This window comes from Isoptericola sp. S6320L, assembly GCF_023015685.1.
In the GTDB taxonomy this organism is placed as follows: domain Bacteria; phylum Actinomycetota; class Actinomycetes; order Actinomycetales; family Cellulomonadaceae; genus Isoptericola; species Isoptericola halotolerans_A.
In genome coordinates, this window is record NZ_JALKAT010000001.1 from 273,960 (window position 1) to 297,110 (window position 23,151).

Consider the following 23,151-nt stretch of genomic DNA (forward strand, 5'->3'; position numbering starts at 1 on the left):
TCTCCGGGAACGGCAGAGCCCCGGTGCCGGACATCCGGCACCGGGGCTCTCGCGACCAGCGTTCGCTGCGGACCTGTCAGTCGAGGTAGTCGCGCAGGACCTGCGAGCGCGACGGGTGACGCAGCTTCGACATCGTCTTGGACTCGATCTGCCGGATGCGCTCGCGCGTCACGCCGTAGACCTTGCCGATCTCGTCGAGCGTCTTCGGCTGGCCGTCCTGCAGGCCGAACCGCATGGACACGACCCCGGCCTCGCGCTCCGAGAGCGTGTCGAGGACCTGGTGCAGCTGCTCCTGCAGGAGCGTGAACGACACCGCGTCGGACGGCACCACGGCCTCGGAGTCCTCGATGAGGTCGCCGAACTCGCTGTCGCCGTCCTCACCCAGCGGGGTGTGCAGCGAGATGGGCTCACGGCCGTACTTCTGGACCTCGACGACCTTCTCGGGGGTCATGTCGAGCTCCTTGGCGAGCTCCTCCGGGAGCGGCTCGCGCCCGAGGTCCTGGAGCATCTGACGCTGCACGCGGGCCAGCTTGTTGATGACCTCGACCATGTGCACCGGGATACGGATGGTGCGGGCCTGGTCGGCCATCGCGCGGGTGATCGCCTGACGGATCCACCAGGTGGCGTACGTGGAGAACTTGTAGCCCTTGGTGTAGTCGAACTTCTCGACCGCGCGGATCAGGCCGAGGTTGCCCTCCTGGATGAGGTCCAGGAACAGCATGCCGCGCCCCGTGTAGCGCTTGGCCAGCGACACGACGAGACGCAGGTTGGCCTCGAGCAGGTGGTTCTTGGCACGGCGGCCGTCGTGGGCGATCCACTTCAGGTCGCGCCACATGCGGCGCTCGTCGGCGTCGGCCTTCGCGCGGTCGAAGTCCGCGAAGTCGTTGTTCAGGCGCTCCTCGGCGAACAGGCCGGCCTCGATCCGCTTGGCGAGATCGACCTCCTGCTCGGCGTTCAGCAGGGCGACCTTGCCGATCTGCTTGAGGTAGTCCTTCACCGGGTCGGCCGTGGCGCCCGCGGTGACGACCTGCTGCGCCGGCTGGTCGTCGTCGTCGGTGTCCGAGACGACGAACCCTCCGCGCTCGTCCTCCTTCTTGCGGCCGTTGCGGGGCAGCGCCGTGATCCGCTCGGGTGCCTGCTCCGGCTCGTCGTCGTCCTCGACCGGGACGCCGTCGGGCTCGGGCGCGGGCTTGTGCGCCTTGGCCGCGGCCTTGCGGCTGGTCTTCGGCGCCGGAGCCTTCTTGGCGGCGGTCTTCCTCGCGGGGCTCTTCGCCGCGGCGGACTCGTCGTCCGTGCCCTCCGGCTCGGGGGCCGACGCCGCAGCCGACTCGGCGGACCCCGCGGAGGCGGACCGCGTCGCGGTGGTCTTCCTGCTCTTCGACGCGGGGGCCTTGGCCCGGGCCTCGGTCTTCGTCGCGGAGCTGCTGGTGGAGGCAGCGGCCACCTTGGTGGCGGCGGGCACGCCGATCTCGACGCCGGCGGTCGCGAAGGCACGCAGCACCGCCTTCAGGCGCTTGGGGTCACCCACAGCGGCGGTCTCGCAGGCGGTGCGGAAGCTCTCCGCATCGACGCGACCGTTCGCGGTCCCGTGAGCGAGCAGCTCCTGGAGGGCAGAGTTTTCAAACTCTCGGGGCAGCGGGAGGTTCTGCGCAGTGGACGCCACAAACCGACCTTTCGGCATTCGAGGGGACGGTGGACCGCTGTGTCAGCCGGGGACGAGGGCCTCGCGGCTCGAGCGGATACCTATATTGTACCGGCGACACCTGGTCCTCCGCGGAGAATGCGGTGCTCACGCCGTGTCCCGGGTCACCGTTTCGTGCCCGGACGAGGGAAGATGTCAGGTGAACACCGGATGACCGACCGCCTATTCCCTCGTCCGACGAGGGAGCGCGCGGCCCGTCAGGGCTTCACGGCGAGGACGGGGCAGGGTGCCTCGAGGAGGATCCGCTGGGCACCGGACCCGAGGATGAGCTTGCCCACGGGACTGCGCCGTCGCAGGCCGATGACGATGAGATCGCCGTCCTCCTCGGCCGCGGTGCGCACCAGGTCCTCGGCGAGGTCGCCGGTGCCGGCCACGATCCGGTGCTCGATGCCGGCGTTCGACAGCCGCGTACCGAGCGCCTCGAGCTCCTCGGCCGCCCCGGCCGCCCCGGAGGTCACGACCAGGAGACCCACCTCACGTTGCCGCGCCTCCGAGACCGCGGTGACGAGCGCTTCCTTGCCCTCGGGCGTTCCCAGATGTCCCACGACGATCGCCATGGTGGCACGCTACCGGACACGGTGGGCCACACACCTCCCGCGCGGATTCACCCGCCGGACGCGGCACGGACCCAACCGGGCGGGAGGGCCGCCGCGACGACGCAGTGCAAGAGCTGTGCCAGGCGGTACGAGGGGTCGGCCTCGAGCGCCTCGGTGACCCGGTAGGAGGCCCGCGGACCGTCGCCCGCCCACCAGGCGAGAAACGCCAGGAGCGTCAGGGCCGGGGCACGCAGTCGTCGGGGCACCTGGGCGTCGACCTGTTCCAGCACCGCCCGCGCCCGAGCGACGAGGTCCGGGTCGGGCGCCACCGCGTCCGACAGGTCGACGACCCGGCCGAGGACCTTGCCCGTCGCGTCGTCGATCTGGACGGGGTCGGTGGCCCGGGTGGTCTCGCGCGCCGCCTCCTCTCCCCCGGGGACCAGCGTGAGCAGGGCGACGTCACGCACGACCCGGTCCGCGAGCGCCGCGCCCACCCGCCCGACGAGCGCGGCCGGCAACGGCGCCGGCACCTCGTCCGCGGCGGCGTCGGCACCCACCTCGACCCGCCGCAGGGCCTCCCGCCAGGCGTCCAGCGCGTCGTCGCGCCAGCGCCTCGTGGCCGCGCCCTCCTGCGCTCGCCCGCGGGCGGTCTCGCTGCGTCGGGCGGCACGGCCGGCGAGGTTGCGCGTCTCCTCCGCGGCGCGTGGGATCCGGTACGCCGCGTCGGCGGACTCCGCCACGACATGTCCCGCCAGGACGTAGGCCGCCCCGATCTCACCGCTCTCGAGGGCGGCGAGCGGATGGCCGGGCTCCGGGCAGCACGTGGGGTCCTCGCACCCCAGGCCCCGGTACCCGTCGGGGGTCACGAGCCAGCCGTCGGTCTCGACGACCGGGTCGAGGGCTCGGCGGACGTCCTCCACGACGTCGGCCGCGGCGGCGGCCCCCCCGGCCGTGTAGAGCACGAGGGCGCAGTACGTCGGCCGTGTCCCGGCGACGGCACGCGCGAGGGCCGCGAGGCCGTCGGCCGCCCCGGCGCCACGCAGCTCGTCGATCCCGACCCGGGCGACGAGCCCGGGCCGGCCGCGCTCAGCCGTGCACGCGATCACGATGCTCTCCGCGGGCCGGAACCCGAGCCGGTACGGGACGGCCGCCAGCACGTCGTGGGGCGAGCGCAGCGGGATGGTCGAGGGTTCGGGGAGGTCGAGGCTCGTCGTCATGCCGTCGATGAGAACGCAGCCCGGGCTCACGGAGAGGCCCCGGGGGCGGCGCCGGGGACCGGACGGGCTGGGGGTGGGCACCCGCTACCGTGATCCCGTGCCCACGACCCGCCACCACCGCGTCCCGCGCCGCACGGCCTGTGCCGTGCTGGCGCTCTGCGTGATCACGGTGAGCGGCTGCGACTCCGGTTCCGCCGGGAAGGCCGCACCGACCGGTGCCACCGCGGCGACGACCGGCACGGGACCGGAGGGCGCTCCCACAGCGCTGCCGTCCTTCGACCCGGGGACCGCCGTCGGCGGGTACGCTCCCGGCTTCCCGACCGACCTGCTCGGTGCTCCCGAGGGCTCCACGGTGCTCGCCAGCTCCGCGACGCCCACGGAGGGCGACCTCGTGGACGTCTCGCTCAACCTCTCCACCGAGCTCAGCACGCAGGAGGTCGTCGACCGCTACGCCGAGCGGCTGGGCGAGGCCGGCTTCGACGAGTCCGAGGACGTCGACGTCTCCGCCCTCACCGTGCAGACCGCCTACACGCGGACCAAGGGCAAGAAGAAGCCGCGCGTCGAGACCGTCCTCATCGGCGTCCTCGACGAGTCGGACCGGCGCCTGGTCTCGCTGTCGGGCAGCGTCCGCGCGCAGGACGCCTGACCCGTCACCCGCCGCCGCACGCATAGGCTGGGCGCCATGCCTGCCGCTTCCGCACTGGTCGACCTCGAGAACCTCCGCCACGACGTCGACGACGCCCTGGACCGCCACCTGACGAGGCTGCGCGACGAGGTCGCCGCCACCGGACCCGGCACGACGGCGCTGACCGACCAGGTCTCCACGCTCCTGGCCGGCGGCAAGCGGCTCCGAGCAGCCTTCTGCTACTGGTCGTTCCGAGCGCACGGCGGAGCGTCCAGCGGCGCCGCGCGGGACGCCGTCGTCCGCATCGGTGCCGCCCTCGAGCTCTTCCAGGCCGCGGCGCTGCTCCACGACGACGTCATGGACGCCTCCGACACCCGACGCGGCCGCCCGACGGCGCACCGGGTGTTCGAGGCCCGCCACCGCGAGCGGCAGTGGTCAGGCGACGCGGACCGCTTCGGGACCGCCGCCGCGATCCTGCTCGGCGACCTCTGCCTGGTGGCCTGCCACCGCGAGGCCGGAGCCGCGCTCGACGCGCTGCCCACCGACGTCGGCCGGGCGGCACGCGACATGCTCGACGCGATGACCAGCGAGGTCGTGGTGGGCCAGTACCTGGACGTGCTCGTGCAGGCCGAGGCCTGGGGGCTGGACCCGACGGCCGACGAGGACCGCGCCCGGCTCGTGCTGCGGGCCAAGTCCGCCCGCTACTCGGTCGAGCGCCCGCTCACGCTCGGCGCGGTCCTCGCCGGCGCGTCGCCCGACCGGGTCGCGGCGATCAGCGCCGCGGGGCTGCCGCTCGGGGAGGCGTTCCAGCTGCGCGACGACCTGCTCGGCGTGTTCGGCGACCCGGAGGTCACGGGCAAGCCGGCCGGCGACGACCTGCGCGAGGGCAAGCGCACGGTGCTCGTCGCCCGCACGCTGGCTGCCGGCGACGACGACGCCCGCCTCCTGGTGACCAAGCACCTGGGTGACGCGCGGCTCACGGACGACGACGTCGCGGCGCTGCGGGCCGCGATCACCGGCTCGGGGGCCGTGGTCGGCGTCGAGGCGCTCATCGACGAGCTGGCGGCCCAGGGGCTGTCGGCGCTCGCCACGGCGGACCTCGACGCGCACGGCCGGGAGGTGCTCACCGGACTGGCGCACGCCGCCGTCGACCGCGCCGCCTGAGCGCCGCCGTCAGGCCAGCGCCTGCGCCAGGCGCCTGACCTGGGCGCGGCGCCCGGAGCGGAGCGCCTCGACAGGTGAGGCGCCGAGGGTGTCCTCCGCGGTGAAGAGCCAGCGCAGCGCCTCGGCGTCGGAGAACCCGGCGTCGGAGAGCAGGATGACGGTGCCGCGCAACGTCTCGAGCACCTCCGGCTCGCCGTCGGCACCGGTGACGACGAAGGCCGCCGGCACCTGGAACGTCGTGCGCTCACCGCGCTTGACCCCGATGACGTGCCGGGAGGCCACCAGCCCGCGGGCGCGGCTCGGCTCGACGCCGAGCGCCTCCGCCAGATCGGGCAGCGTCAGCCAGTCGCCGACGAGGTCGTCCAGGGGCAGGTCCTGCGGTGCATCGCTCACGGCGTCAGCGTAGCCCGGCCGCGCCTGCGCGCCGAGCGGCGTCGGCCCAAATACACTCTCTGGCGTGGCCAGCACGACGACCGATCCCCTCCTCGGCCGCCTGGTCGACGGGCGGTACGAGATCGTCGCGCGCGTCGCCCGCGGTGGCATGGCCACCGTCTACCGGGCACGGGACCGCCGTCTCGGGCGCGAGGTCGCGCTCAAGGTCATGCACGCCCACCTCGCCGAGGGGGTCGACGGCGCCAGTTTCGTCTCGCGGTTCCGCCGGGAGGCGCGGGCGTCCGCGCGCCTGTCCCACCCCGGCGTCGTCGCCGTGTTCGACCAGGGCGTCGACGGCGACACCAGCTACCTGACCATGGAGTACGTGCCGGGCACGAACCTGCGCGGCGAGCTGCAGGCGGGTCCGCTCACGGTCGGCCGTGCCCTGGACGTCGCGGAGCAGGTGCTCGCCGCCCTGTCGTCGGCCCACCGCGTCGGGCTGGTGCACCGGGACGTCAAGCCGGAGAACGTCCTCATCGGCGACGACGGCGCGGTCAAGGTCGCCGACTTCGGCCTCGCCCGTGCCGTGACCGAGGTCACCTCGACGGCCACCGGCACCATCCTGGGCACGGTCGCCTACCTGGCGCCCGAGGTGATCACGTCCGGCGGGTGCACGCCCTCGACGGACGTCTACGCCGTCGGTGTGCTGCTGCACGAGATGCTGACCGGCGCACTCCCCTACCCCGGCGAGCCGCCGATCCAGGTGGCCTTCCACCACGTCCACGAGGACTTCCCGCCGCCGTCCGACCGGGTCGACTGGCTCCCGGCCGAGATCGACGAGCTGGTGGCGGCCTTCACCGCGCGGGACGCGGGCCGGCGTCCGACCCATGCCGGTGCGGCGCTCGCCGCCGTGCTCGGGCTGCGTGCCGTGCTCGACGACGACGTCCTCCAGCGGTCCGCGGACCGGCCGTCCGTGCCCCTCGGACCCGACGGTCCGGACGGGCCGGACGGGTCGGGACCTGTCCGGCCCGAGCTCGACGACATCCCCGACGGCTCCCCGTCGGACGGCGTCGACGAGATCCCGACCGGGTTCTTCGCGGAGGTCTCCGCGCCGGGCCACGACACCGAGCACGTCGTCACGTCTCCCACCACGGCCCTGACGGGCGGGACCTCGCCGGACGACGGCGGTACCGCCCGGCCGCGCCGCCGTCGTCGGGCCCTGCTCGCCGGGGTGCTCGCGCTCGTCCTCCTGCTGGGCGGCGGCTCCTTCGGGACGTGGTGGTGGTTTGCCGACGGCCCCGGCGCCTGGACGACCGTGCCGGCCGACGTGGCGGGCCTCCCCGAGGAGGACGCCCTGGCCCTGCTGGCCGCCGACGGCCTCGACGCGAGCACCACCGAGGCCCACGACGACGCCGTGCCCGCCGGGGACGTCGTGTCCACCGAACCCGCCCCCGGCGAGCGCGTGCGCAAGGACGGCACGGTCGCGCTGACCGTGTCGCTCGGCGTGCTCATGCTGGCGGTGCCCGACGACCTCGTGGGCGCCCCGCAGGCCGAGGCCACCTCCGCGCTGCGCGAGGCCGGGTTCGACGTCGGCCCGGCCCGCCCGGAGCACGACGACGCCGCGCCCGAGGGTGAGGTGCTCGGCGTCTCGGTCCCCGAGGGCTCCGAGCAGCCGCACGACACCACCGTGCGCCTGACCGTCTCGGACGGCCCGGCGCCCGTGCGCGTGCCGCAGGTGGTGGGCCGCAGCAAGGACGGCGCGGAGTCGGACCTCGACGCCGCCGGGCTCGAGGTCGAGTACGCCGACCCCGAGCCGTCGACCGACGTCGAGGAGGGCCGGGTCCTGAGCCAGGACCCGGAGCAGGGCACGACGGCGCGGCGCACCGACACGGTGACGCTGACGCTGTCCTCGGGGCCTCCGGACGCCGAGGTGCCCGACGTCGTGGGCATGTCGAGCGACGAGGCCACCGCCGCGCTGGAGGAGGCGGGGTTCGAGGTGGACGTCAACCGCTACCTGGGCGGGCTGCTCGACACCGTCAGGTTCCAGGACGTCGACGGCACCGCCCCGGTGGGAACCACCGTGACGCTCACCGTCTGGTGAGCATCTCCGCGACCTGGAAGGCCGTCTCCAGCGACTGCTGGTGGTTGAGCCGGGGGTCGACGAGCGTCTCGTAGCGCTCGGCCAGCCCGGCGTCGGAGATCTCCTCGCTCCCGCCGAGCACCTCGGTGACGTCGTCGCCGGTGAGCTCCATGTGCAGGCCCCCCGGCACGGTCCCGAGGCTGCGGTGCACCTCGAAGAACCCGGTGACCTCGTCCAGGACGTCCGTGAACCGGCGCGTCTTGTAGCCCGACTCCGAGGTGATCGTGTTGCCGTGCATCGGGTCGGTGACCCAGGTGACCGCGACGCCTGCGGCGGTCACCTTCTCCACGACGTCCGGCAGCACGTCGCGGACCTTGCCCGCACCCATCCGGGTGATGAAGGTCAGGCGCCCCTCGGTGTTCTCCGGGTTGAGGCGACGGGCGAGGGCGATCGCGTCGTCGGGGCTCGTCGTCGGGCCGAGCTTGACGCCGATCGGGTTCGCCAGCCGGGAGAGGAACTCGACGTGGGCACCGTCGAGCTGCCGGGTGCGCTCACCGATCCACAGGAAGTGCGCGCTCGAGCCGTACGGCTTGGCGGTGCGGGCGTCGACCCGGGTCAGCGCTCGCTCGTAGTCGAGGACGAGCGCCTCGTGGCTCACGAAGAACTCGACCGTGCGCAGCGCGTCGAAGTCGGCGCCGCAGGCGTCCATGAAGCGGATCGCCCGGTCGATCTCGGTGGCCGTCCGTTCGTAACGGGCGTAGGCGGGGTTCTGCATGAACCCCCGGTTCCACTCGTGCACGCGCCGCAGGTCCGCGTAGCCGCCCTGCGTGAATCCCCGCACCACGTTCGCGGTCGCCGCCGAGATCCGGTACGCCTGCTCCAGGCGCGCCGGGTCCGGGATCCGCGACTCCGGGGTGAAGGCGTGGCCGTTGATCATGTCGCCCCGGTAGCAGGGCAGCGTGACGCCGTCGCGCGTCTCCTCGTCCGACGATCGCGGCTTGGCGTACTGGCCGGCGAGACGCCCCATCTTGACGACGGGCGTGCTGGCACCGTGCGTCAGCACGACCGCCATCTGCAGGATCGTGCGGACCTTGTTGCGGATGCGGGTGGCGTTCGCGTCGGCGAACGTCTCCGCGCAGTCCCCGCCCTGCAGGAGGAACGCCTCGCCGCGCCCGGCGGCGGCGAGACGTTCCGTCAGCGTGTCCGCCTCGGCGGGCACCACGAGCGGCGCCGCGACCGACAGCCTCGCCACGACCGCGGCGAGCCTGTCAGGGTCGGGCCAGACCGGCTGCTGCCGCGCCTCGAGGCCGCGGAACCGGTCCAGGCCGTCCGGGTCGGTCCCCGGCGCGACGGTGTCGACGGCGGTGCTCATGGTGCCCGACCGCCTCAGTGCTCGGCCGGCTGGGCCGGGACCAGGGACTGACCGATGCCGGCCAGCAGCTCGCCGAACCACTCGGTGTGCACGTCGAACGCCTTGCCGCCGGCGATGCGGGGGAACTCGATGGCCTTGAGCCGGTCGCCGTCCTCCTCGTCGTGGCCGATGACGCCGGCCTCGCCGCGCAGGGCGCACTCGACGGCAAGGTCGGTCATCGACTTGATGAGGCGCAGGTCCTCGGCGTTCGCAGCCGCGGCGCGCGAGTAGTAGCCGGACTTCTGGACCATGACCTTCTCCGCACCGAGCTTCTCCGCGAACTGCTTCGCGAACCACTGGCCCGGGTTGATCGTGTCCAGCTTGACGTGGCCGAACGGGTCGCGCTGGACCTCCTCGCCCGCCGCCTCGAGCTGCGCGACGATCTCGTGCATGCCCGCACCCTCCGAGAGGAAGATGTTCACGTTGCCCTGGGTGTCCATGACGGAGCGGAGCCGCTCCGACTCTGCCTCCAGGTCCAGCGCCAGCTCCGGCAGGAACACCGCGTGGACGTCCCAGCGCTCGCGGGTGAGGCCAAGGGCCGGGGCGAACTCCTGCGCGTCCAGCCACTTGCGGTACTCCGCGGCCGCGGCGGCGGTGAGCCATCCGCAGTGCCGTCCCATGACCTCGTGGACGATGAGCATGCGCGGCCCGGACCGGTGCTCGCCGATGACGTTCGCGGCGAAGCCGGCAGCCTCCTCGGCCGCGGTCCACGCGCCGAGCGACTGCTTGATCGGCACCACGTCGTTGTCGATGGTCTTGGGCAGCCCCACGACGGTGAGGTCGTAGCTGTTCTCCGCCAGGTACGCGGCGAGGTCGGCCGCGGTGGTGTTCGTGTCGTCGCCACCGATGGTGTGCAGCACGTCCACGCCGTCGGCCTGGAGCTGCTCCGCGGCGACGTGCAGCGGGTCCTGCCCCTCCGCCACGAGACCGCGCTTGACGCAGTCGGCCGCGTTGGTGAGCTTCACGCGCGAGTTGCCGATCGGCGAACCACCGAAGCGGTGCAGGACTCCGGCCTGCTGACGGGCCTCCGGCCCGATCTCGATCTTCGTGCCGGTGAGCAGGCCGTGGTAGCCGTACTGGTAGGCGATGATCTCGATCGACGGGTCGAGCTCGGTGTAACGCTCGATGAGGCCACCGACCGCGGACGACAGGCACGGTGCGAAACCACCGGCGGTCAGGAGGGCCACACGACGGACCGACATGAGGGGGCTACCTCTCGATGGGGGATGAAGAACGCTCCCCATCCTATGAGCCCTCGGGCGCGGCCGTGACGGCGTCTCAGCCGGTGGGGTCCTCGGTCTCCTTCGCCGCCGGGGCGGCCGGCCCGGTCGCGTCCGTCGGCTCGTCGGCCACGAACGTCTCCGGCTCGGCGGCCGGACGCGCCGCTCCCGGCGTGGGGTCCACGGGCAGCCCCTGGGCGAGACGCACCTTCGCCGTGGCCGCGTAGACGTCCACGTACTCCTGCTCGCTCAGGCGCAGGATCGCGTACATGATCTCGTCGGCGACCGCACGCAGCACGAAGCGGTCGGACTCCATCCCCCGGTACCTGCTGAAGTCGAGCGGCTCGCCGAACACGACGCCGATCGGCCGCGGCTTGGGCACCACGCGGCCGAGCGGCTGCGCGACGTCGGTGCCGACCATCGCCACCGGCACCACCGGTGAACCCGACTCGAGCGCGAGCCGCGCCACACCGGTCTTGCCGCGGTAGAGCCGGCCGTCCGGGCTCCGGGTGCCCTCGGGATAGATCCCGAAGAGCTCGCCCTCGTCCAGGACGCGCATGCCCGTGCGCAGCGCGGCCTCGCTCGCCTTGCCGCCGGACCTGTCCACCGGGATCGTCCCGACGCCGCGCATGAAGCCGGCCACCAGCCGCCCCTTGAGGCCCCGCCCGGTGAAGTAGTCGGACTTCCCGAGGAACTTGACCTGGCGCTCCAGCACGATGGGCAGCACGAACGAGTCGATGACGGCCAGGTGGTTGCTCGCCAGGATCGCGCCTCCGGCGTCCGGCACGTGCTCCACGCCCTTGGTCCACGGACGGAAGGCCAGCCGCAGCCACGGCCCGACCAGCACGTGCTTCATGATCCAGTAGAACAACGGTCCTCCTCGCGGCGTCACCGACGACAATAGAGTGGTCCCATGGCCTCACCGAACCGGGACGCGGAACCGGACGACCTGCCGGACGCCGACGTCGACGCCCGTTGGTCCGACATCGTCGCACGTCTCGAAGACGTCGAGCAGTCCGGCCACACCGTGGAGGCCGCCCGGCAGTTCGACGCGCAGACCGACGCGCAGCCCGACCCGCAGAGCGGCGCGGAGCCCGCGGAGCCCGCGGACAGCGAGGGCGCCGCCACCCCGGCGCGCCCCAGCGGGCCCCGTGACTGGCCGACGACGCCGGAGGTCGAGGCGCTCGAGGAGGCCCAGGACCACTTCGTGCCGCCCGACCCGGAGCCGGTCGCGCACCGGGAACCGCTGCTCACGCTCGCCTGGACGGTGGCCGTCGCGGTGCCGGTGCTGACGGTGCTCGGCGTCATCGTCACCGCACTGCTGCCCGACCTGTCGGTGCCGGCCTGGGTCGGGCCGGCCGGCGGAGGGTCGTTCGTCGCCGCGATCGCGGTCCTCGTCTGGCGCATGCCGCACCGTCGCGACCCGGACGACCACGACCCCGGGGCCGTCGTCTGAGCGGAGCGGGGCACACGCCCGGCCAGGTCAGCGCCGCGCCAGGTCGGCGGCACCGATGATGCCGGCCTCGTTGCCCTGCTGAGCGAGCTCGATCTGCGCCACCGGACGGTGCCCGAGCGCCGAGAGCTGCGCCTCGTACGCCTTGCGCACCGGCGCGAGCAGCAGGTCGCCAGCCGCACCGACGCCACCGCCGAGGACGATCAGCTCCGGGTCGAGCAGGGCAGCGACCGACGCCGACCCCTCGCCGACCCACCGGCCCAGCGTGGCGAGCAGCTCGATCGACAGCTCGTCGCCGTCCTGCGCCGCCTGCGTGATCTGCGGACCGGTGATGCCGTCGGGGTCCCCACCGGCCAGCTCCACGAGCCGACGGGCGCGCTCCGGCGTCGCCGTCGCCGCCTGGCGTGCGTCCCGCACGAGCGCGGTGCCCGAGGCGTACTGCTCCCAGCACCCCTCGTGCCCGCAGCCGCAGTAGTGCCCGCCGGGGACCACGCGCATGTGCCCGACCTCGGCCGCCACGCCCCACTTGCCCCGGACCAGCTCGCGGTCCACGACGATGGCGCCACCGAGGCCGGTGCCGATCGTCAGCAGCAGCATGTCGGACGCCTCGCGGGCCGCCCCGAACCGGAACTCCGCCCAGCCGGCGGCGTTCGCGTCGTTCTCGACCACGACCGGCACGTCGAGGTCGACCAGCTCGGAGACCTTCTGCGCCAGCGGGTACTCGCGCCAGGCGATGTTCGGCGCGAACAGCACGGAGCTGCGGTCAGGGCTGACGAAGCCGGCCGCGGCGAGCCCGATCGCCCCGATCTCGTGCTCCTTGGCCAGCTCCGTGCACGCGTCGGCGATCGCGCGGTCCATGCTCGCGACGTCGTCGGCGGCGGTGTCCCGCCGGACCTTGGCCAGGATGCGACCGGCCTCGTCCACGACCCCGACGGCGATCTTCGTTCCGCCGATGTCGACTCCGATGGCGTGCATGCGTCTGACCTCACGTTCGATCTCGGGGACGTCGGACGGGGGGTTCCGCCGCACCGACACGGGTCGGCACGCCCGAGCGCGCCGGGGACAAGACTACCGACCGCGGACCGCCGTGGGCGTACCGTCCACCAGATGGTGCGCGAGGGTGTCCGACCAGCCTGTGCGACCCGGTATCGTGACCGCCACGGACGAGCCCTGCCACTGGAGTCAGCATGGACGAGATCATCACCCCGCAGCTCGTGGAGCTGCCCCCGACGTCGAACCTCAACGACCTCCTCACCAGGAGGGTCGCGGACGACCCGGACGCCACGATCGTCGAACGCCCCGCCGGCGACGGCTGGGAGAGCCTGAGCAGCGCCGCGTTCGACGCCCAGGTCGTGGCCGTGGCCAAGGGGCTCGTCGCCAAGGGCGTGCAGCCCGGCGACCCGGTGGGCATCATGTCGCACACCCGCTACGAGTGGACGCTCCTCGACTTCGCCGCGTGGGCCGCCGGTGCCGTCCCCGTCCCGGTGTACGAGACCTCGTCGCCCGAGCAGGTCGAGTGGATCGTCACCGACGCCGGCGTCACGGTGCTCGTCGCCGAGAACGCCGAGCTGGCGGCCGTGGTCCACGGGATCCAGGGCTCGGCACCGACGCTGCGCGAGGTCCTCTCCATCGACGACGGCGCCGTCGCCGAGCTGACCGCGGCCGGCGCGGACGTCGACGACGCCGAGATCACCCGGCGTCGCGGCCTCGCGGGTCTGGACGACGTCGCCACCATCATCTACACCTCGGGCACCACCGGCCGCCCGAAGGGCGCGGAGCTGACCCACGGCAACTTCGCCTCGCTGGCGACCAACGCCGTCGCCGCGGTGCCGGAGGTCTTCGCCGCCGGGGGGCGCACGCTGCTGTTCCTGCCGCTGGCGCACGTGTTCGCGCGCTTCATCGAGATCCTCGCGATCGCCGGTGGCAGCACGCTGGGGCACTGGGCGGACGTCAAGACCGTCACCACCGGCCTGGGCACCTTCAAGCCCACGTTCGTGCTCGCCGTCCCCCGCGTGTTCGAGAAGGTCTACAACTCGGCGGAGCAGAAGGCGGCCGCCGGCGGCAAGCTGAAGATCTTCCAGTGGGCCACGGCTACCGCCATCGAGTGGTCGCGAGCCCAGGACACGGGTGGAGCCTCCTTCTGGTTGAACCTCCAGCACAAGGTCGCCGGCAGGCTCGTCTACGGCAAGCTGCTGCACGCGCTGGGCGGTCAGGCGCGGTACGCCGTCTCGGGCGGCGGGCCGCTCGGCGAACGGCTCGGTCACTTCTTCCGCGGCATCGGGCTGACCATCCTCGAGGGGTACGGCCTGACCGAGACCACCGCGCCGACCAGCGTCAACCGCCCCGCCGCCAACCGCATCGGGACCGTCGGGACACAGCTTCCCGGGTGCGGCGTCAAGATCGCGGACGACGGCGAGATCCTCCTCCGGGGCATCCACGTCTTCCGCGGCTACCACGGCAACGCCGAGGCGACCGCCGAGGCGTTCGACGGCGAGTGGTTCCGCACGGGCGACCTCGGCGCGCTCGACGACGACGGGTTCCTGTCCATCACGGGTCGCAAGAAGGAGATCATCGTGACGGCGGGCGGCAAGAACGTCGCTCCCGCCGCCCTCGAGGACCGGATCAGGGCCCACGCCCTGGTCAGCCAGTGCGTCGTGGTGGGCGACAACCGCCCCTTCATCGGGGCGCTCATCTCGCTCGACCCCGAGGGCCTGCCCGGTTGGCTCAAGATGCACGACAAGCCGGAGATGACCGTCGAGCAGGCCCGCACGGACGCCGACGTCCTGGCCGCGCTCGACACCGCCGTCACCCGCGCCAACCGGGCCGTCTCGCGCGCCGAGTCGATCCGCAAGTTCTCCCTGCTGCCCGAGGACCTCACCGTCGAGAACGGCTACCTGACGCCGTCCCTCAAGGTGAAGCGGTCCGTCGTGATGGCGGACTTCTCCGCCGACGTCGACGCCCTCTACGTGGACGACCGGGACCAGTCCCCGGCCTGACACGGCTGTCGGTGGCGGGGACTAGCGTCCCCGCCATGTCGATCGCACCAGCGCCGCAGCCTCCGGCGACGGCCGTCCAGCCCTCGTTCGCCGACATCGGCACACCGCTGCGGGACGTGACGTTCGTGGTCGTGGACCTGGAGACCACCGGCAGCAGGGCGAACGACGCGGGGATCACGGAGATCGGCGCCGTCAAGGTCCGGGGCGGCGAGGTGCTCGGCGAGTTCCAGTCGCTGGTGAACCCCGGTCGGCCGGTCCCGGCGTTCGTGGCCCGGCTGACCGGGATCACGACGGCGATGGTCTCGACCGCCCCCGGCATCGAGCTGGTGCTGCCGGGCTTCCTCGAGTTCGCCCACGGCTGCGTGCTGGTGGCCCACAACGCACCGTTCGACATCGGGTTCCTGCGGGCGGCGTGCGCCGACCTGGACTACGCGTGGCCCGGCTTCGACGTCGTGGACACGCTGCCCCTCGCCCGCCGGGTCGTCCCTCGTGACGAGGCGCCCAACCACAAGCTGGCCACGCTCGCGCGGCTCTTCCGGGCACAGACCTCCCCCGACCACCGGGCCCTCGCCGACGCCCGCGCCACGGTCGACGTCCTGCACGCCCTGCTCGAGCGCCTCGCACCGCTCGGCGTGACGCACCTCGAGGACCTCGCCACCGCAGCGGACCCTGTCCCTGCCGACGTCCGGCGCAAGTCGACCCTGGCCGACGGGCTGCCCAGCGCACCCGGCGTGTACCTCTTCCGGGGACCGGACGAGGAGGTGCTCTATGTGGGCACCTCGACCAACATCCGCAAGCGCGTGCGCTCCTACTTCACGGCCGCGGAGAAGCGGCGCCGGATCACCGAGATGGTCCGGATCGCCCATGCCGTGACCCCGGTCGTCTGCGCGACACCGCTCGAGGCTCAGGTCCGCGAGCTGCGCCTCATCACGGAGCACGCGCCGCGGTACAACCGACGCTCCAAGCACCCGGAGCGCCAGACGTGGGTGCGCCTGACCGACGAGCCCTACCCGCGGCTGTCGGTGGTGCCCGAGGTCCGCGGCGACGTCCCGCACATCGGACCCTTCACCTCGCGCCGGACGGCGACCGCAGCCGTGGAGGCGATGCACGACGCCATCGCGCTGCGCCAGTGCACCCAGCGCCTGCCTGCGGTCGCGCGCTCGCCCCGCAGCCCGTGCGCCCTGGCCGGTCTCGGCCGCTGCTCCGCACCGTGCACCGCCACCACCGGTCCGGACACCGGGTACCGGGCGCTGGTCGAGCAGGCCCGCACCGCGCTGACGGGAGACCCGAGTGCCGTCGTCCGAGCCCTCGCTGAACGGGTGGCGCGGCTCGCCGGGCAGGAACGCTTCGAGGAAGCCGGCCAGGTGACGGCCCGGCTGCGGGCGTTCGTCCGCGCGGCCGCCCGGACGCAACGCATGGACCCGTTGAGCCGGTGCGCCGAGCTCGTCGCGGCGCGCCCGACGGCGGCAGGCGGCTGGGAGATCGTCGTCGTCCGGCACGCACGGCTCGCCGGCACCGCGGTGACCGGGCCGCGCGAGGACCCGCTGCCGGTCGTGGACGCCCTGCGGGCGACGGCCGAGGTCGTCGAACCCGCCCAGCCGCCGGCTCCTGCCTGCCACCCGGAGGAGGCAGCCCTCGTCCTGGACTGGCTGGACCAGCCGCACGTGCGTCTCGTGCACGTCTCCGGGCCCTGGACGTGCCCGGTCCGCTCGGCGCTGGCGCACGCCGACCTCGACGACGTGTCGGCGTCGGTCGCGCTGGCCCTCGGCGGCGCGGATACGATGGCGCCATGCTGACCGCGATCGTCCTCATCGACACCGTCCCGGACCGTATCCCCGAGGTCGCCACCCAGGTCACGAACCTGGACGGGGTGAGCGAGGTCTACTCGGTCACCGGCAAGGCCGACCTCGTCGCGATGGTGCGGGTCGACGAGCACGACGACCTCGCGACCGTCATCGCCGACGGCATCAGCAAGGTGGACGGCGTGCTCCGCACCGAGACGCTCATCGCGTTCCGGGCGTACTCCAACGTGGAGCTCGAGCAGGCGTTCGCGCTCGGGCTGGACGACTGACGGTCGTCGGCTGACGAGAGCGGCGAGACCGAGTCTCACGCGCGGTCGGGGACCCGCCAGGCTTCGTCAGGCCTGGGTCGCCGCCACCCACCGCTCGACGACGTCGGCGGCACCCCCGTCGTCGATGCTGCGCGCGGCGTGCTCGACGCCGGCCGCCAGCCGCTGGGCGAGCGTGCCGTCCGCCGTCCCCGGCAGCGTGCCGTCGGCCACGAGGGCGGCCGCCGCGTTGAGCAGGACCGTCTGGCGGACAGGACCCTGATCGGTCCCCGTGAAGACCTCCCGCGCCACCTGGGCGTTGTGGACGGCGTCCGCGCCGCGCAGGTCCGCGATCTCCAGACGATCCAGACCGAGCTCCGCCACCGCGTCGAAACGCTGCTCCGAGACCTCGCCGTCGCGCACCTCCCAGACCGAGGCACCGCCGGTGGCGGCGAGCTCGTCGAGCCCGTCGTCGCCGCGGAAGACCAGGGCGCTGGTGCCGCGCTCCGCGAAGACGCCGGCCATCAGCGGCGCCATCCGGGCGTCGGCACAGCCGACGGCGGTCGCACGCGGCTGGGCCGGGTTCGTCAGGGGACCGAGGAAGTTGAAGGCCGTGGCGATCCCCAGGTCCCTCCGCGCGGTCGCCGCGTGGCGCATCGAGGGGTGGAACATCCCGGCGAAGCAGAAGGTGATGCCGACGTCGTGCGCGATCGCGGCGACACGTTCGGCGGGCTGGTCGAGCCGCACCCCGAGGGCCTCGAGGACGTCCGCCGATCCGGACGACGACGAGGCGGCGCGGTTGCCGTGCTTGACCACGCGGACACCGGTCCCGGCGACGACCACGGCCGCCATCGTGGAGATGTTGACCGTGTGGTGCCGGTCGCCGCCCGTGCCGACCAGGTCGACCGCCGGACCGGCGACCTCGATCCGGATCGCGTGCGCCAGCATGGCGTCCGCGAGGCCGGCGAGCTCCGCCGCCGTCTCCCCCTTGGCCCGGAGCCCGACCAGGAACCCGGCCAGGCGGGTCGGGGGGACCTCGCCCGACATCACCTGGTCCATGGCCCACGCCGTCTGCTCGGCGGTGAGGTCGGCGCCGGCGACGAGCTCGGTGAGCACGCCGGGCCAGGTCAGGTCGGTCGGGACGTTCGTCGGCACGGTGGTCACTTTCGGCGGGAGGTCAGGGGTCAGGAGCTGGTGGGCCGGGACGGAGGGTTCAGGCGGCCTGCGACAACGTCTCCGCCACCGCGCGCTGCACCGCGAAGGCGTCGAGCGGTCGCGGCACCACGGAGTCGGCGAGCGACCATGATGCCAGCCAGGCGTCCTGCGCCCGTCCGGTGAGGACGAGCACCGGCGGGCAGGCGTACACCTCGTTCTTGAGCTGCCGGCACAGTCCCATCCCGCCGGCCTTGTCCGCCTCGCCGTCGAGGATCAGCAGGTCGAACCGGCGGCCGTCGGCCGCGGCGAGGAGCCTGTCGCGGGTGGCGACCTCCGTCCAGGCGATCTCGGCGGCGCCCGCACCGAGGCGGGGTCCGACGGCGAGCCGCACCTGTTCGCGCACGGTGGCGTCGTCGCTGTACAGCAGGACACGGGGGCCGGTAGTCATCGAGCATCCCTTCGCAGACGTTTGGTGGCATCGTGGCACAGGTGCGTCACCTCGGTCAGCGATGGTGCGTGGTCTTTTCGTGGCAGTCTCGCTCGATCCGTCACGAACAGCGCCTCAGACGGCATGATTCTGCAGATTCCGTGAACCTGATCTCCACCATCCGCACCCCCCGGGTCCTCGAACCCGCCTCACGTCAGCCATAATGGCTGATGTGTCGACTGCAACGGCTGCTGCCCCCCACGCCCACCAGCACGTGACCGTCAACCGACCGAACACCATCTCGGTCGGGACGATCGTGTGGCTGGCCAGCGAGCTCATGTTCTTCGCCGGCCTGTTCGCCATGTACTTCACCGTCCGCTCCGTGTTGCCGGAGGCGGAGTGGAATGCCGAGGCGGCGCACGTCTCTCTGGTCTTCCCGCTGATCAACACCTGCATCCTCGTCGCCTCGTCGATCACCTGCCAGGCCGGCGTGCTGGCCGCGGAGCGCTTCCAGCCGGTCCGCACCGGCTCGCTGCTCCAGGTGAGCAGGTGGGGCATGAACGAGTGGATGACGCTGACGTTCCTCATGGGCGCGTTCTTCGTCTCCGGCCAGATCTTCGAGTACGCCGAGCTCGTCCACGAGGGCCTGACGATCTCGTCCAGCGCCTACGGGTCGGTCTTCTACCTGGCGACCGGGTTCCACGGCCTGCACGTGGTCGGCGGTCTGATCGCCTTCCTGTTCCTGCTGGGGCGCTCGTTCCGCGCCAAGCGGTTCACGCACCACGAGGTCACCACGGGGCTCGTGGTGTCCTACTACTGGCACTTCGTCGACGTCGTGTGGATCGCGCTGTTCCTGGTGATCTACATCCTGAAGTGATCTCCGGGCGGCACTCCCGTCGCCCCGCTCCTGACCCTGCACCACCCACCTGCGAGACGAGGACATTTTCGTGAAGGCACTCGCCGCCCGCCGGCACCACCGGGCCGCTCCGGTCGTGCTGCTGCTGCTGGCGCTGCTGGTCACGGGCGGCGTGTACGCCGTCCTGGCGCCGAGTCCGGCCACCGCCGAGACCGCCAGCACTGCGACCGACGTGGAGGAGGGCCAGCGGCTCTTCCAGGCCAACTGCGCCACGTGCCACGGTCCGAACGCCGAGGGCACCCCGGAAGCCCCGTCGCTCGTCGGCGTGGGTGCCGCGGCGGTCGACTTCCAGGTCTCCACCGGCCGCATGCCCATGCAGATGAGCGGACCGCAGGCTGCCCAGAAGCCGCCCCAGATGAACGAGGAGCAGACCGCCCAGCTCGCGGCGTACGTCGCCTCGCTCGGTGCCGGTCCGGCGATCCCCACGGAGGAGCAGGTCGACGCCGAGCTCGGGGACTCCGCCAACGGCGCCCTGCTGTTCCGCACCAACTGCGCGATGTGCCACAACGCCGTCGGCGCCGGCGGTGCACTGTCCGAGGGCAAGTGGGCTCCGCCGCTGGACGAGGTCTCGGAGCAGAACATCTATCAGGCGATGCTGACCGGCCCGCAGTCGATGCCGGTCTTCAACGACGCCAACATCACCCCCGACGAGAAGCGCGACGTCATCGCGTACCTCGTCGAGCAGCGTGACGGATCAGCCGGAGGCCTGACCCTCGGGTCGCTCGGCCCCGTCAGCGAAGGCCTCTGGGCATGGGTCGTCGGCCTCGGGCTGATGATCGGTGCTGCTGTGTGGATCGGAGCGAAGTCCTCGTGAGCGACAACCAGAACACCCCCGGCCAGGACGTCGCGGCCCGGGACACCGCGGCCCACCCCGAGCGGTTCGAGGACCCGGGCGTCCCGGCCCACCGGTCGCGCCTGACCGACGTCGACCCGCAGGCGGCCAAGCGCAACGAGCGCCTCATCGCGCTGATCTTCGGGATCTCGTGCGTGGGCGCCATCGCCAGCGTCGTCGTCTACTTCGCGGTCCGGCCCGACGGCACCACCGCCGGGACCCGCCTGTCGACGGCCCTCCTGGGCGTCACCATGGCGATCTCCCTGCTCGGCATCGGCATCGCCGCGATCCACTGGGCCAAGTCGCTCATGAGCGACCACGAGCACGTGGACGAGCGCCACACGCTCGCGAGCTCGCCGGAGGTGCGTCAGGTCGCCGTGCAGCACCTGGCCGACGGCGTCGAGGACTCCGGCATCGCGCGCCGCGGCGTCCTCAAGGGTGCCGCGGTCTCCGCGCTCGCCCTGTTCCCCCTCACGTTCGCCGTGCCGCTGATCTCCAGCGTCGGCGGCGACTGGAACGTCTCGAAGTTCCGCCACACCCTCTGGGAGCGCAACAAGCGCCTCGCGTACGACCCGACCGGTCGTCCGATCAGGGCCGCCGACCTGACCGTGGGCTCTGCGGCCCACGTCATCCCGGAGGCCTCCCAGGAGGAGATGCAGTCGCACGAGTGGATCACGGAGAAGGCCAAGGCCGTGGTGCTCCTGGTGCGTCTCAACCCGGAGGACCTCCGGTCCGACCAGTCGCCCGAGGGCGAGACCTGGTCGTACGACGGCATCGTCGCGTACTCGAAGATCTGCACCCACGTCGGGTGCCCCGTGGCGCTCTACGAGCAGCAGACGCACCACCTGCTCTGCCCGTGCCACCAGTCGACCTTCGACATGGCCGACGGCGCCAAGGTCGTCTTCGGTCCTGCGAACCGTCCCCTGCCCCAGCTGCCCATCACCGTCGACGACGAGGGCTATCTCGTGGCACAGGACGACTTCGCCGAGCCCATCGGCCCGAGCTACTGGGAGCGCCTGAAGTGAGCACCGACACCAGCCCCTCCACCGCTGACACGCCGACGACCCCCGCCGGCAAGGCGGCCGACTACCTCGACCAGCGCACCTCCGTCGGAGGCGCGGTCAAGGAGTTCGCCCGCAAGGTCTTCCCCGACCACTGGTCCTTCATGCTCGGCGAGATGGCGCTCTTCTCGTTCGTCGTGCTGCTGCTGACCGGCGTGTTCCTGACCATGTTCTTCGACCCGTCGATGGCCCTGATCGAGTACCACGGCGCCGGTCCCGAGGCGATGCAGGGCCAGCTGATGTCCGTGGCCTTCGCCTCGACGCTGGACCTGTCCTTCGAGGTCCGTGGCGGGCTGCTCATGCGGCAGATCCACCACTGGGCGGCCCTGGTCTTCATGGCCTCGATCGTGGTCCACATGATGCGCGTCTTCTTCACCGGCGCCTTCCGCAAGCCGCGCGAGATCAACTGGCTCGTCGGCACGGTCCTCATGATCCTCGGCCTGGCTGCCGGGTTCTCCGGCTACTCGCTCCCCGACGACGTCCTGTCCGGCAACGGCCTGCGGATCACGGACGGCGTGGTGAAGTCGCTGCCGGTCATCGGCTCGTACCTGTCGTACTTCATCTTCGGTGGCGAGTTCCCCGGCGAGCACATCATCCCGCGCCTCTTCACGGTGCACATCCTGCTCGTGCCGGCGCTGATCCTCGCGCTGATCGGCGTCCACCTGTTCCTCATGGTGCTGCACAAGCACACGCAGTACCCCGGTGGCGGCCGCACGCACAAGAACGTCGTGGGCTACCCGCTCTTCCCGGTGTACATCGCCAAGATGGGCGGCAACTTCTTCATCGTCTTCGGCATCCTGGCGCTCATGGGTGCGACGATGAGCATCAACAACGTGTGGAACTACGGTCCCTACGACCCGTCGCCGGTCGGTGCGGGCGCACAGCCGGACTGGTACATGCTCTTCCTCGAGGGTTCGCTCCGGCTGATGCCAGGGGCCGGGACCGAGTGGGTCATCTTCGGGTACACGTTGCCGCTGAACGTCCTGATCCCCGCGGTCGTCGTCCCTGGCCTGCTGTTCACGTTCCTGTTCGTCTACCCGTTCCTCGAGGCGCGGGTCACCGGCGACAAGCGCGAGCACCACGTGCTGGACCGGCCTCGCAACGTGCCGGTGCGCACGGGGCTCGGCGTGGCCTTCCTCACCGCGTTCATCATCCTGGCGCTCGCCGGTTCGAACGACCTCATCGCCACCCACTTCGGGATGTCGATCAACCAGATCACGTGGGCGTTCCGGATCCTGTTCTTCGTCGGTCCGGTCCTGGGGTTCTGGGTCACCAAGCGGATCTGCCTCGGACTGCAGCGCAAGGACCGCGAGCTGGTCCTGCACGGGCACGAGACGGGTCGGATCGTCCGGTTCGCCAACGGCGAGTACATCGAGGTGCACCGCCCCCTGGACGAGCAGGAGCGGTGGCTGCGCGTCAACTACGACGCCTACAAGCCCCTCGAGATCGAGCCCGCGACGGACGCCCGTGGCGTCAAGCGGCCCGGCTACAAGAAGGACAAGCGCTGGCAGAAGCTGTCGCGGTTCTTCTACGAGGACCGGGTCGAGCCCGTCACGCCCGCTGAGCTCGCCGCCGCGCACTCGCACGGCGAGCACGACGAGATCGAGTCCGCCCAGCACTCCCCCGAGCTGGTCTCGGGGGCCGAGAACGCCGAGCGGGAGCACTGAGTCTCCTGAGCGGATAGTCGACAGACCCGCGCATCTTCGTCCGCCGCGGCGGGCAAGGTGCGCGGGTCTCTGTCTATCCTGCACCGGCGGGTACGTCCGCCGGATCGGCGCCGCACCGTCGCGCACCCACGCGGTGCGCGAACCCGACAACGGAAGGTACATGAGCATGGCTGTCTACACGCTGCCGGATCTGCCCTACGACTACAGCGCGCTCGAGCCGCACATCAGCGGCAAGATCATGGAGCTGCACCACGACAAGCACCACGCCAC

Annotated in this window: 21 protein-coding genes and 1 pseudogene; 12 read left to right on the plus strand and 10 right to left on the minus strand. The window is 72.3% G+C overall.

Going from position 1 to position 23,151, the window contains the following annotated elements; all coding sequences use genetic code 11:
• Positions 1-76: 76 nt before the first annotated feature.
• The 3 genes from MWU57_RS01365 to MWU57_RS01375 all read right to left on the minus strand — a co-directional run bounded on the left by MWU57_RS01365 (position 77) and on the right by MWU57_RS01375 (position 3,455).
• Complete coding sequence (locus MWU57_RS01365) at positions 77-1,681, minus strand: RNA polymerase sigma factor (RefSeq protein ID WP_106269328.1); 1,605 nt, start codon at positions 1,679-1,681, stop codon at positions 77-79.
• A 218-nt stretch (positions 1,682-1,899) separates the two neighbouring features.
• Positions 1,900-2,259, minus strand: a complete 360-nt coding sequence (locus MWU57_RS01370) for a universal stress protein (RefSeq protein WP_106269326.1) — start codon at positions 2,257-2,259, stop codon at positions 1,900-1,902.
• Between the two features lie 47 nt (positions 2,260-2,306).
• Entirely contained in the window at positions 2,307-3,455 is a 1,149-nt protein-coding gene (locus MWU57_RS01375) for a DUF4192 domain-containing protein (RefSeq protein ID WP_246906821.1), read from the minus strand.
• A gap of 97 nt (positions 3,456-3,552) precedes the next feature.
• Here MWU57_RS01375 and MWU57_RS01380 point away from each other — a divergent pair, with 97 nt between their 5' ends.
• Both MWU57_RS01380 and MWU57_RS01385 read left to right on the plus strand, forming a co-directional pair.
• The gene (locus MWU57_RS01380) at positions 3,553-4,101 is read left to right on the plus strand and encodes a hypothetical protein (RefSeq protein WP_246906822.1); all 549 of its coding nucleotides are present in this window, start codon (positions 3,553-3,555) and stop codon (positions 4,099-4,101) included.
• Between the two features lie 36 nt (positions 4,102-4,137).
• Positions 4,138-5,244 carry a polyprenyl synthetase family protein gene (locus tag MWU57_RS01385; protein WP_246906823.1) on the plus strand — a complete coding sequence of 369 codons (1,107 nt, stop codon included), beginning with the start codon at positions 4,138-4,140 and terminating at the stop codon, positions 5,242-5,244.
• Between the two features lie 9 nt (positions 5,245-5,253).
• On the opposite strand, the gene MWU57_RS01390 is transcribed toward MWU57_RS01385, so the two are convergent.
• A complete protein-coding gene (locus MWU57_RS01390; protein WP_246906824.1) occupies positions 5,254-5,637 on the minus strand; it encodes an Rv2175c family DNA-binding protein in 384 nt (127 codons plus the stop codon).
• Between the two features lie 64 nt (positions 5,638-5,701).
• On the opposite strand from MWU57_RS01390, the gene pknB reads away from it, so the two are divergent.
• Entirely contained in the window at positions 5,702-7,717 is a 2,016-nt protein-coding gene (pknB, locus tag MWU57_RS01395; protein WP_246906825.1) for a Stk1 family PASTA domain-containing Ser/Thr kinase, read from the plus strand.
• Here the strand turns inward: pknB and MWU57_RS01400 are convergent.
• The 3 genes from MWU57_RS01400 to MWU57_RS01410 all read right to left on the minus strand — a co-directional run bounded on the left by MWU57_RS01400 (position 7,704) and on the right by MWU57_RS01410 (position 11,198).
• Positions 7,704-9,068 (minus strand): class II 3-deoxy-7-phosphoheptulonate synthase, encoded by a 1,365-nt coding sequence (locus MWU57_RS01400; protein ID WP_246906826.1) that lies wholly within the window; start codon positions 9,066-9,068, stop codon positions 7,704-7,706. The genes pknB and MWU57_RS01400 overlap by 14 nt on opposite strands.
• A gap of 14 nt (positions 9,069-9,082) precedes the next feature.
• Entirely contained in the window at positions 9,083-10,309 is a 1,227-nt protein-coding gene (locus MWU57_RS01405; protein ID WP_246906828.1) for a pyrophosphate--fructose-6-phosphate 1-phosphotransferase, read from the minus strand.
• A 76-nt stretch (positions 10,310-10,385) separates the two neighbouring features.
• Entirely contained in the window at positions 10,386-11,198 is an 813-nt protein-coding gene (locus MWU57_RS01410; RefSeq protein WP_106269319.1) for a 1-acyl-sn-glycerol-3-phosphate acyltransferase, read from the minus strand.
• A 42-nt stretch (positions 11,199-11,240) separates the two neighbouring features.
• On the opposite strand from MWU57_RS01410, the gene MWU57_RS01415 reads away from it, so the two are divergent.
• Positions 11,241-11,783: a hypothetical protein gene (locus MWU57_RS01415; RefSeq protein ID WP_246906830.1), complete on the plus strand. Its 543-nt coding sequence runs from the start codon at positions 11,241-11,243 to the stop codon at positions 11,781-11,783.
• Positions 11,784-11,810: 27 nt separating this feature from the next.
• Here MWU57_RS01415 and MWU57_RS01420 read toward each other — a convergent pair whose 3' ends face one another.
• On the minus strand, positions 11,811-12,755 hold the full coding sequence (locus tag MWU57_RS01420; RefSeq protein ID WP_106269422.1) for an ROK family glucokinase: 945 nt from the start codon (positions 12,753-12,755) through the stop codon (positions 11,811-11,813).
• A 212-nt stretch (positions 12,756-12,967) separates the two neighbouring features.
• Between MWU57_RS01420 and MWU57_RS01425 the strand changes: the two genes are divergently transcribed.
• From MWU57_RS01425 to MWU57_RS01435, 3 genes are read left to right on the plus strand one after another with little or no spacing between them, the layout of a single operon-like run.
• The gene (locus MWU57_RS01425) at positions 12,968-14,776 is read left to right on the plus strand and encodes a long-chain fatty acid--CoA ligase (protein ID WP_246906832.1); all 1,809 of its coding nucleotides are present in this window, start codon (positions 12,968-12,970) and stop codon (positions 14,774-14,776) included.
• Between the two features lie 35 nt (positions 14,777-14,811).
• The gene (locus MWU57_RS01430; RefSeq protein WP_246906834.1) at positions 14,812-16,572 is read left to right on the plus strand and encodes a DEDD exonuclease domain-containing protein; all 1,761 of its coding nucleotides are present in this window, start codon (positions 14,812-14,814) and stop codon (positions 16,570-16,572) included.
• Positions 16,566-16,847, plus strand: a complete 282-nt coding sequence (locus MWU57_RS01435) for an Lrp/AsnC family transcriptional regulator (protein WP_106269315.1) — start codon at positions 16,566-16,568, stop codon at positions 16,845-16,847. The genes MWU57_RS01430 and MWU57_RS01435 overlap by 7 nt, the downstream gene beginning before the upstream one ends.
• Positions 16,848-16,913: 66 nt before the next feature.
• Here MWU57_RS01435 and trpD read toward each other — a convergent pair whose 3' ends face one another.
• Entirely contained in the window at positions 16,914-17,978 is a 1,065-nt protein-coding gene (trpD, locus tag MWU57_RS01440; protein ID WP_246906836.1) for an anthranilate phosphoribosyltransferase, read from the minus strand.
• 58 nt (positions 17,979-18,036) lie between these two features.
• Entirely contained in the window at positions 18,037-18,426 is a 390-nt protein-coding gene (locus tag MWU57_RS01445; protein ID WP_106269314.1) for a response regulator transcription factor, read from the minus strand.
• 202 nt (positions 18,427-18,628) lie between these two features.
• Between MWU57_RS01445 and MWU57_RS01450 the strand changes: the two genes are divergently transcribed.
• From MWU57_RS01450 to MWU57_RS01470, 5 genes and pseudogenes are all read left to right on the plus strand, one after another.
• Positions 18,629-19,282, plus strand: a complete 654-nt coding sequence (locus MWU57_RS01450) for a heme-copper oxidase subunit III (RefSeq protein WP_246906838.1) — start codon at positions 18,629-18,631, stop codon at positions 19,280-19,282.
• A gap of 70 nt (positions 19,283-19,352) precedes the next feature.
• Entirely contained in the window at positions 19,353-20,135 is a 783-nt protein-coding gene (locus MWU57_RS01455; protein WP_106269312.1) for a c-type cytochrome, read from the plus strand.
• Positions 20,132-21,178 carry a ubiquinol-cytochrome c reductase iron-sulfur subunit gene (locus MWU57_RS01460; RefSeq protein ID WP_243401108.1) on the plus strand — a complete coding sequence of 349 codons (1,047 nt, stop codon included), beginning with the start codon at positions 20,132-20,134 and terminating at the stop codon, positions 21,176-21,178. Before MWU57_RS01455 ends, MWU57_RS01460 begins: the two co-directional genes overlap by 4 nt.
• On the plus strand, positions 21,175-22,881 hold the full coding sequence (locus MWU57_RS01465; protein ID WP_246906839.1) for a cytochrome bc complex cytochrome b subunit: 1,707 nt from the start codon (positions 21,175-21,177) through the stop codon (positions 22,879-22,881). Before MWU57_RS01460 ends, MWU57_RS01465 begins: the two co-directional genes overlap by 4 nt.
• 166 nt (positions 22,882-23,047) lie before the next feature.
• Positions 23,048-23,151, plus strand: a pseudogene (locus MWU57_RS01470) (superoxide dismutase); the annotation flags it as partial.

Excerpts from the sequence above, each read along its gene's own strand:
- MWU57_RS01430 (WP_246906834.1), top strand. The coding sequence starts at position 14,812 with ATGTCGATCGCACCAGCGCCGCAGCCTCCGGCGACGGCCGTCCAGCCC.
- MWU57_RS01415 (WP_246906830.1), top strand. The coding sequence starts at position 11,241 with ATGGCCTCACCGAACCGGGACGCGGAACCGGACGACCTGCCGGACGCC.
- MWU57_RS01375 (WP_246906821.1), bottom strand. The coding sequence starts at position 3,455 with ATGACGACGAGCCTCGACCTCCCCGAACCCTCGACCATCCCGCTGCGC.
- MWU57_RS01435 (WP_106269315.1), top strand. The coding sequence starts at position 16,566 with ATGCTGACCGCGATCGTCCTCATCGACACCGTCCCGGACCGTATCCCC.
- MWU57_RS01425 (WP_246906832.1), top strand. The coding sequence starts at position 12,968 with ATGGACGAGATCATCACCCCGCAGCTCGTGGAGCTGCCCCCGACGTCG.
- MWU57_RS01405 (WP_246906828.1), bottom strand. The coding sequence starts at position 10,309 with ATGTCGGTCCGTCGTGTGGCCCTCCTGACCGCCGGTGGTTTCGCACCG.
- MWU57_RS01365 (WP_106269328.1), bottom strand. The coding sequence starts at position 1,681 with ATGCCGAAAGGTCGGTTTGTGGCGTCCACTGCGCAGAACCTCCCGCTG.
- MWU57_RS01370 (WP_106269326.1), bottom strand. The coding sequence starts at position 2,259 with ATGGCGATCGTCGTGGGACATCTGGGAACGCCCGAGGGCAAGGAAGCG.
- MWU57_RS01420 (WP_106269422.1), bottom strand. The coding sequence starts at position 12,755 with ATGCACGCCATCGGAGTCGACATCGGCGGAACGAAGATCGCCGTCGGG.
- MWU57_RS01385 (WP_246906823.1), top strand. The coding sequence starts at position 4,138 with ATGCCTGCCGCTTCCGCACTGGTCGACCTCGAGAACCTCCGCCACGAC.
- MWU57_RS01400 (WP_246906826.1), bottom strand. The coding sequence starts at position 9,068 with ATGAGCACCGCCGTCGACACCGTCGCGCCGGGGACCGACCCGGACGGC.
- MWU57_RS01450 (WP_246906838.1), top strand. The coding sequence starts at position 18,629 with ATGGCTGATGTGTCGACTGCAACGGCTGCTGCCCCCCACGCCCACCAG.
- MWU57_RS01445 (WP_106269314.1), bottom strand. The coding sequence starts at position 18,426 with ATGACTACCGGCCCCCGTGTCCTGCTGTACAGCGACGACGCCACCGTG.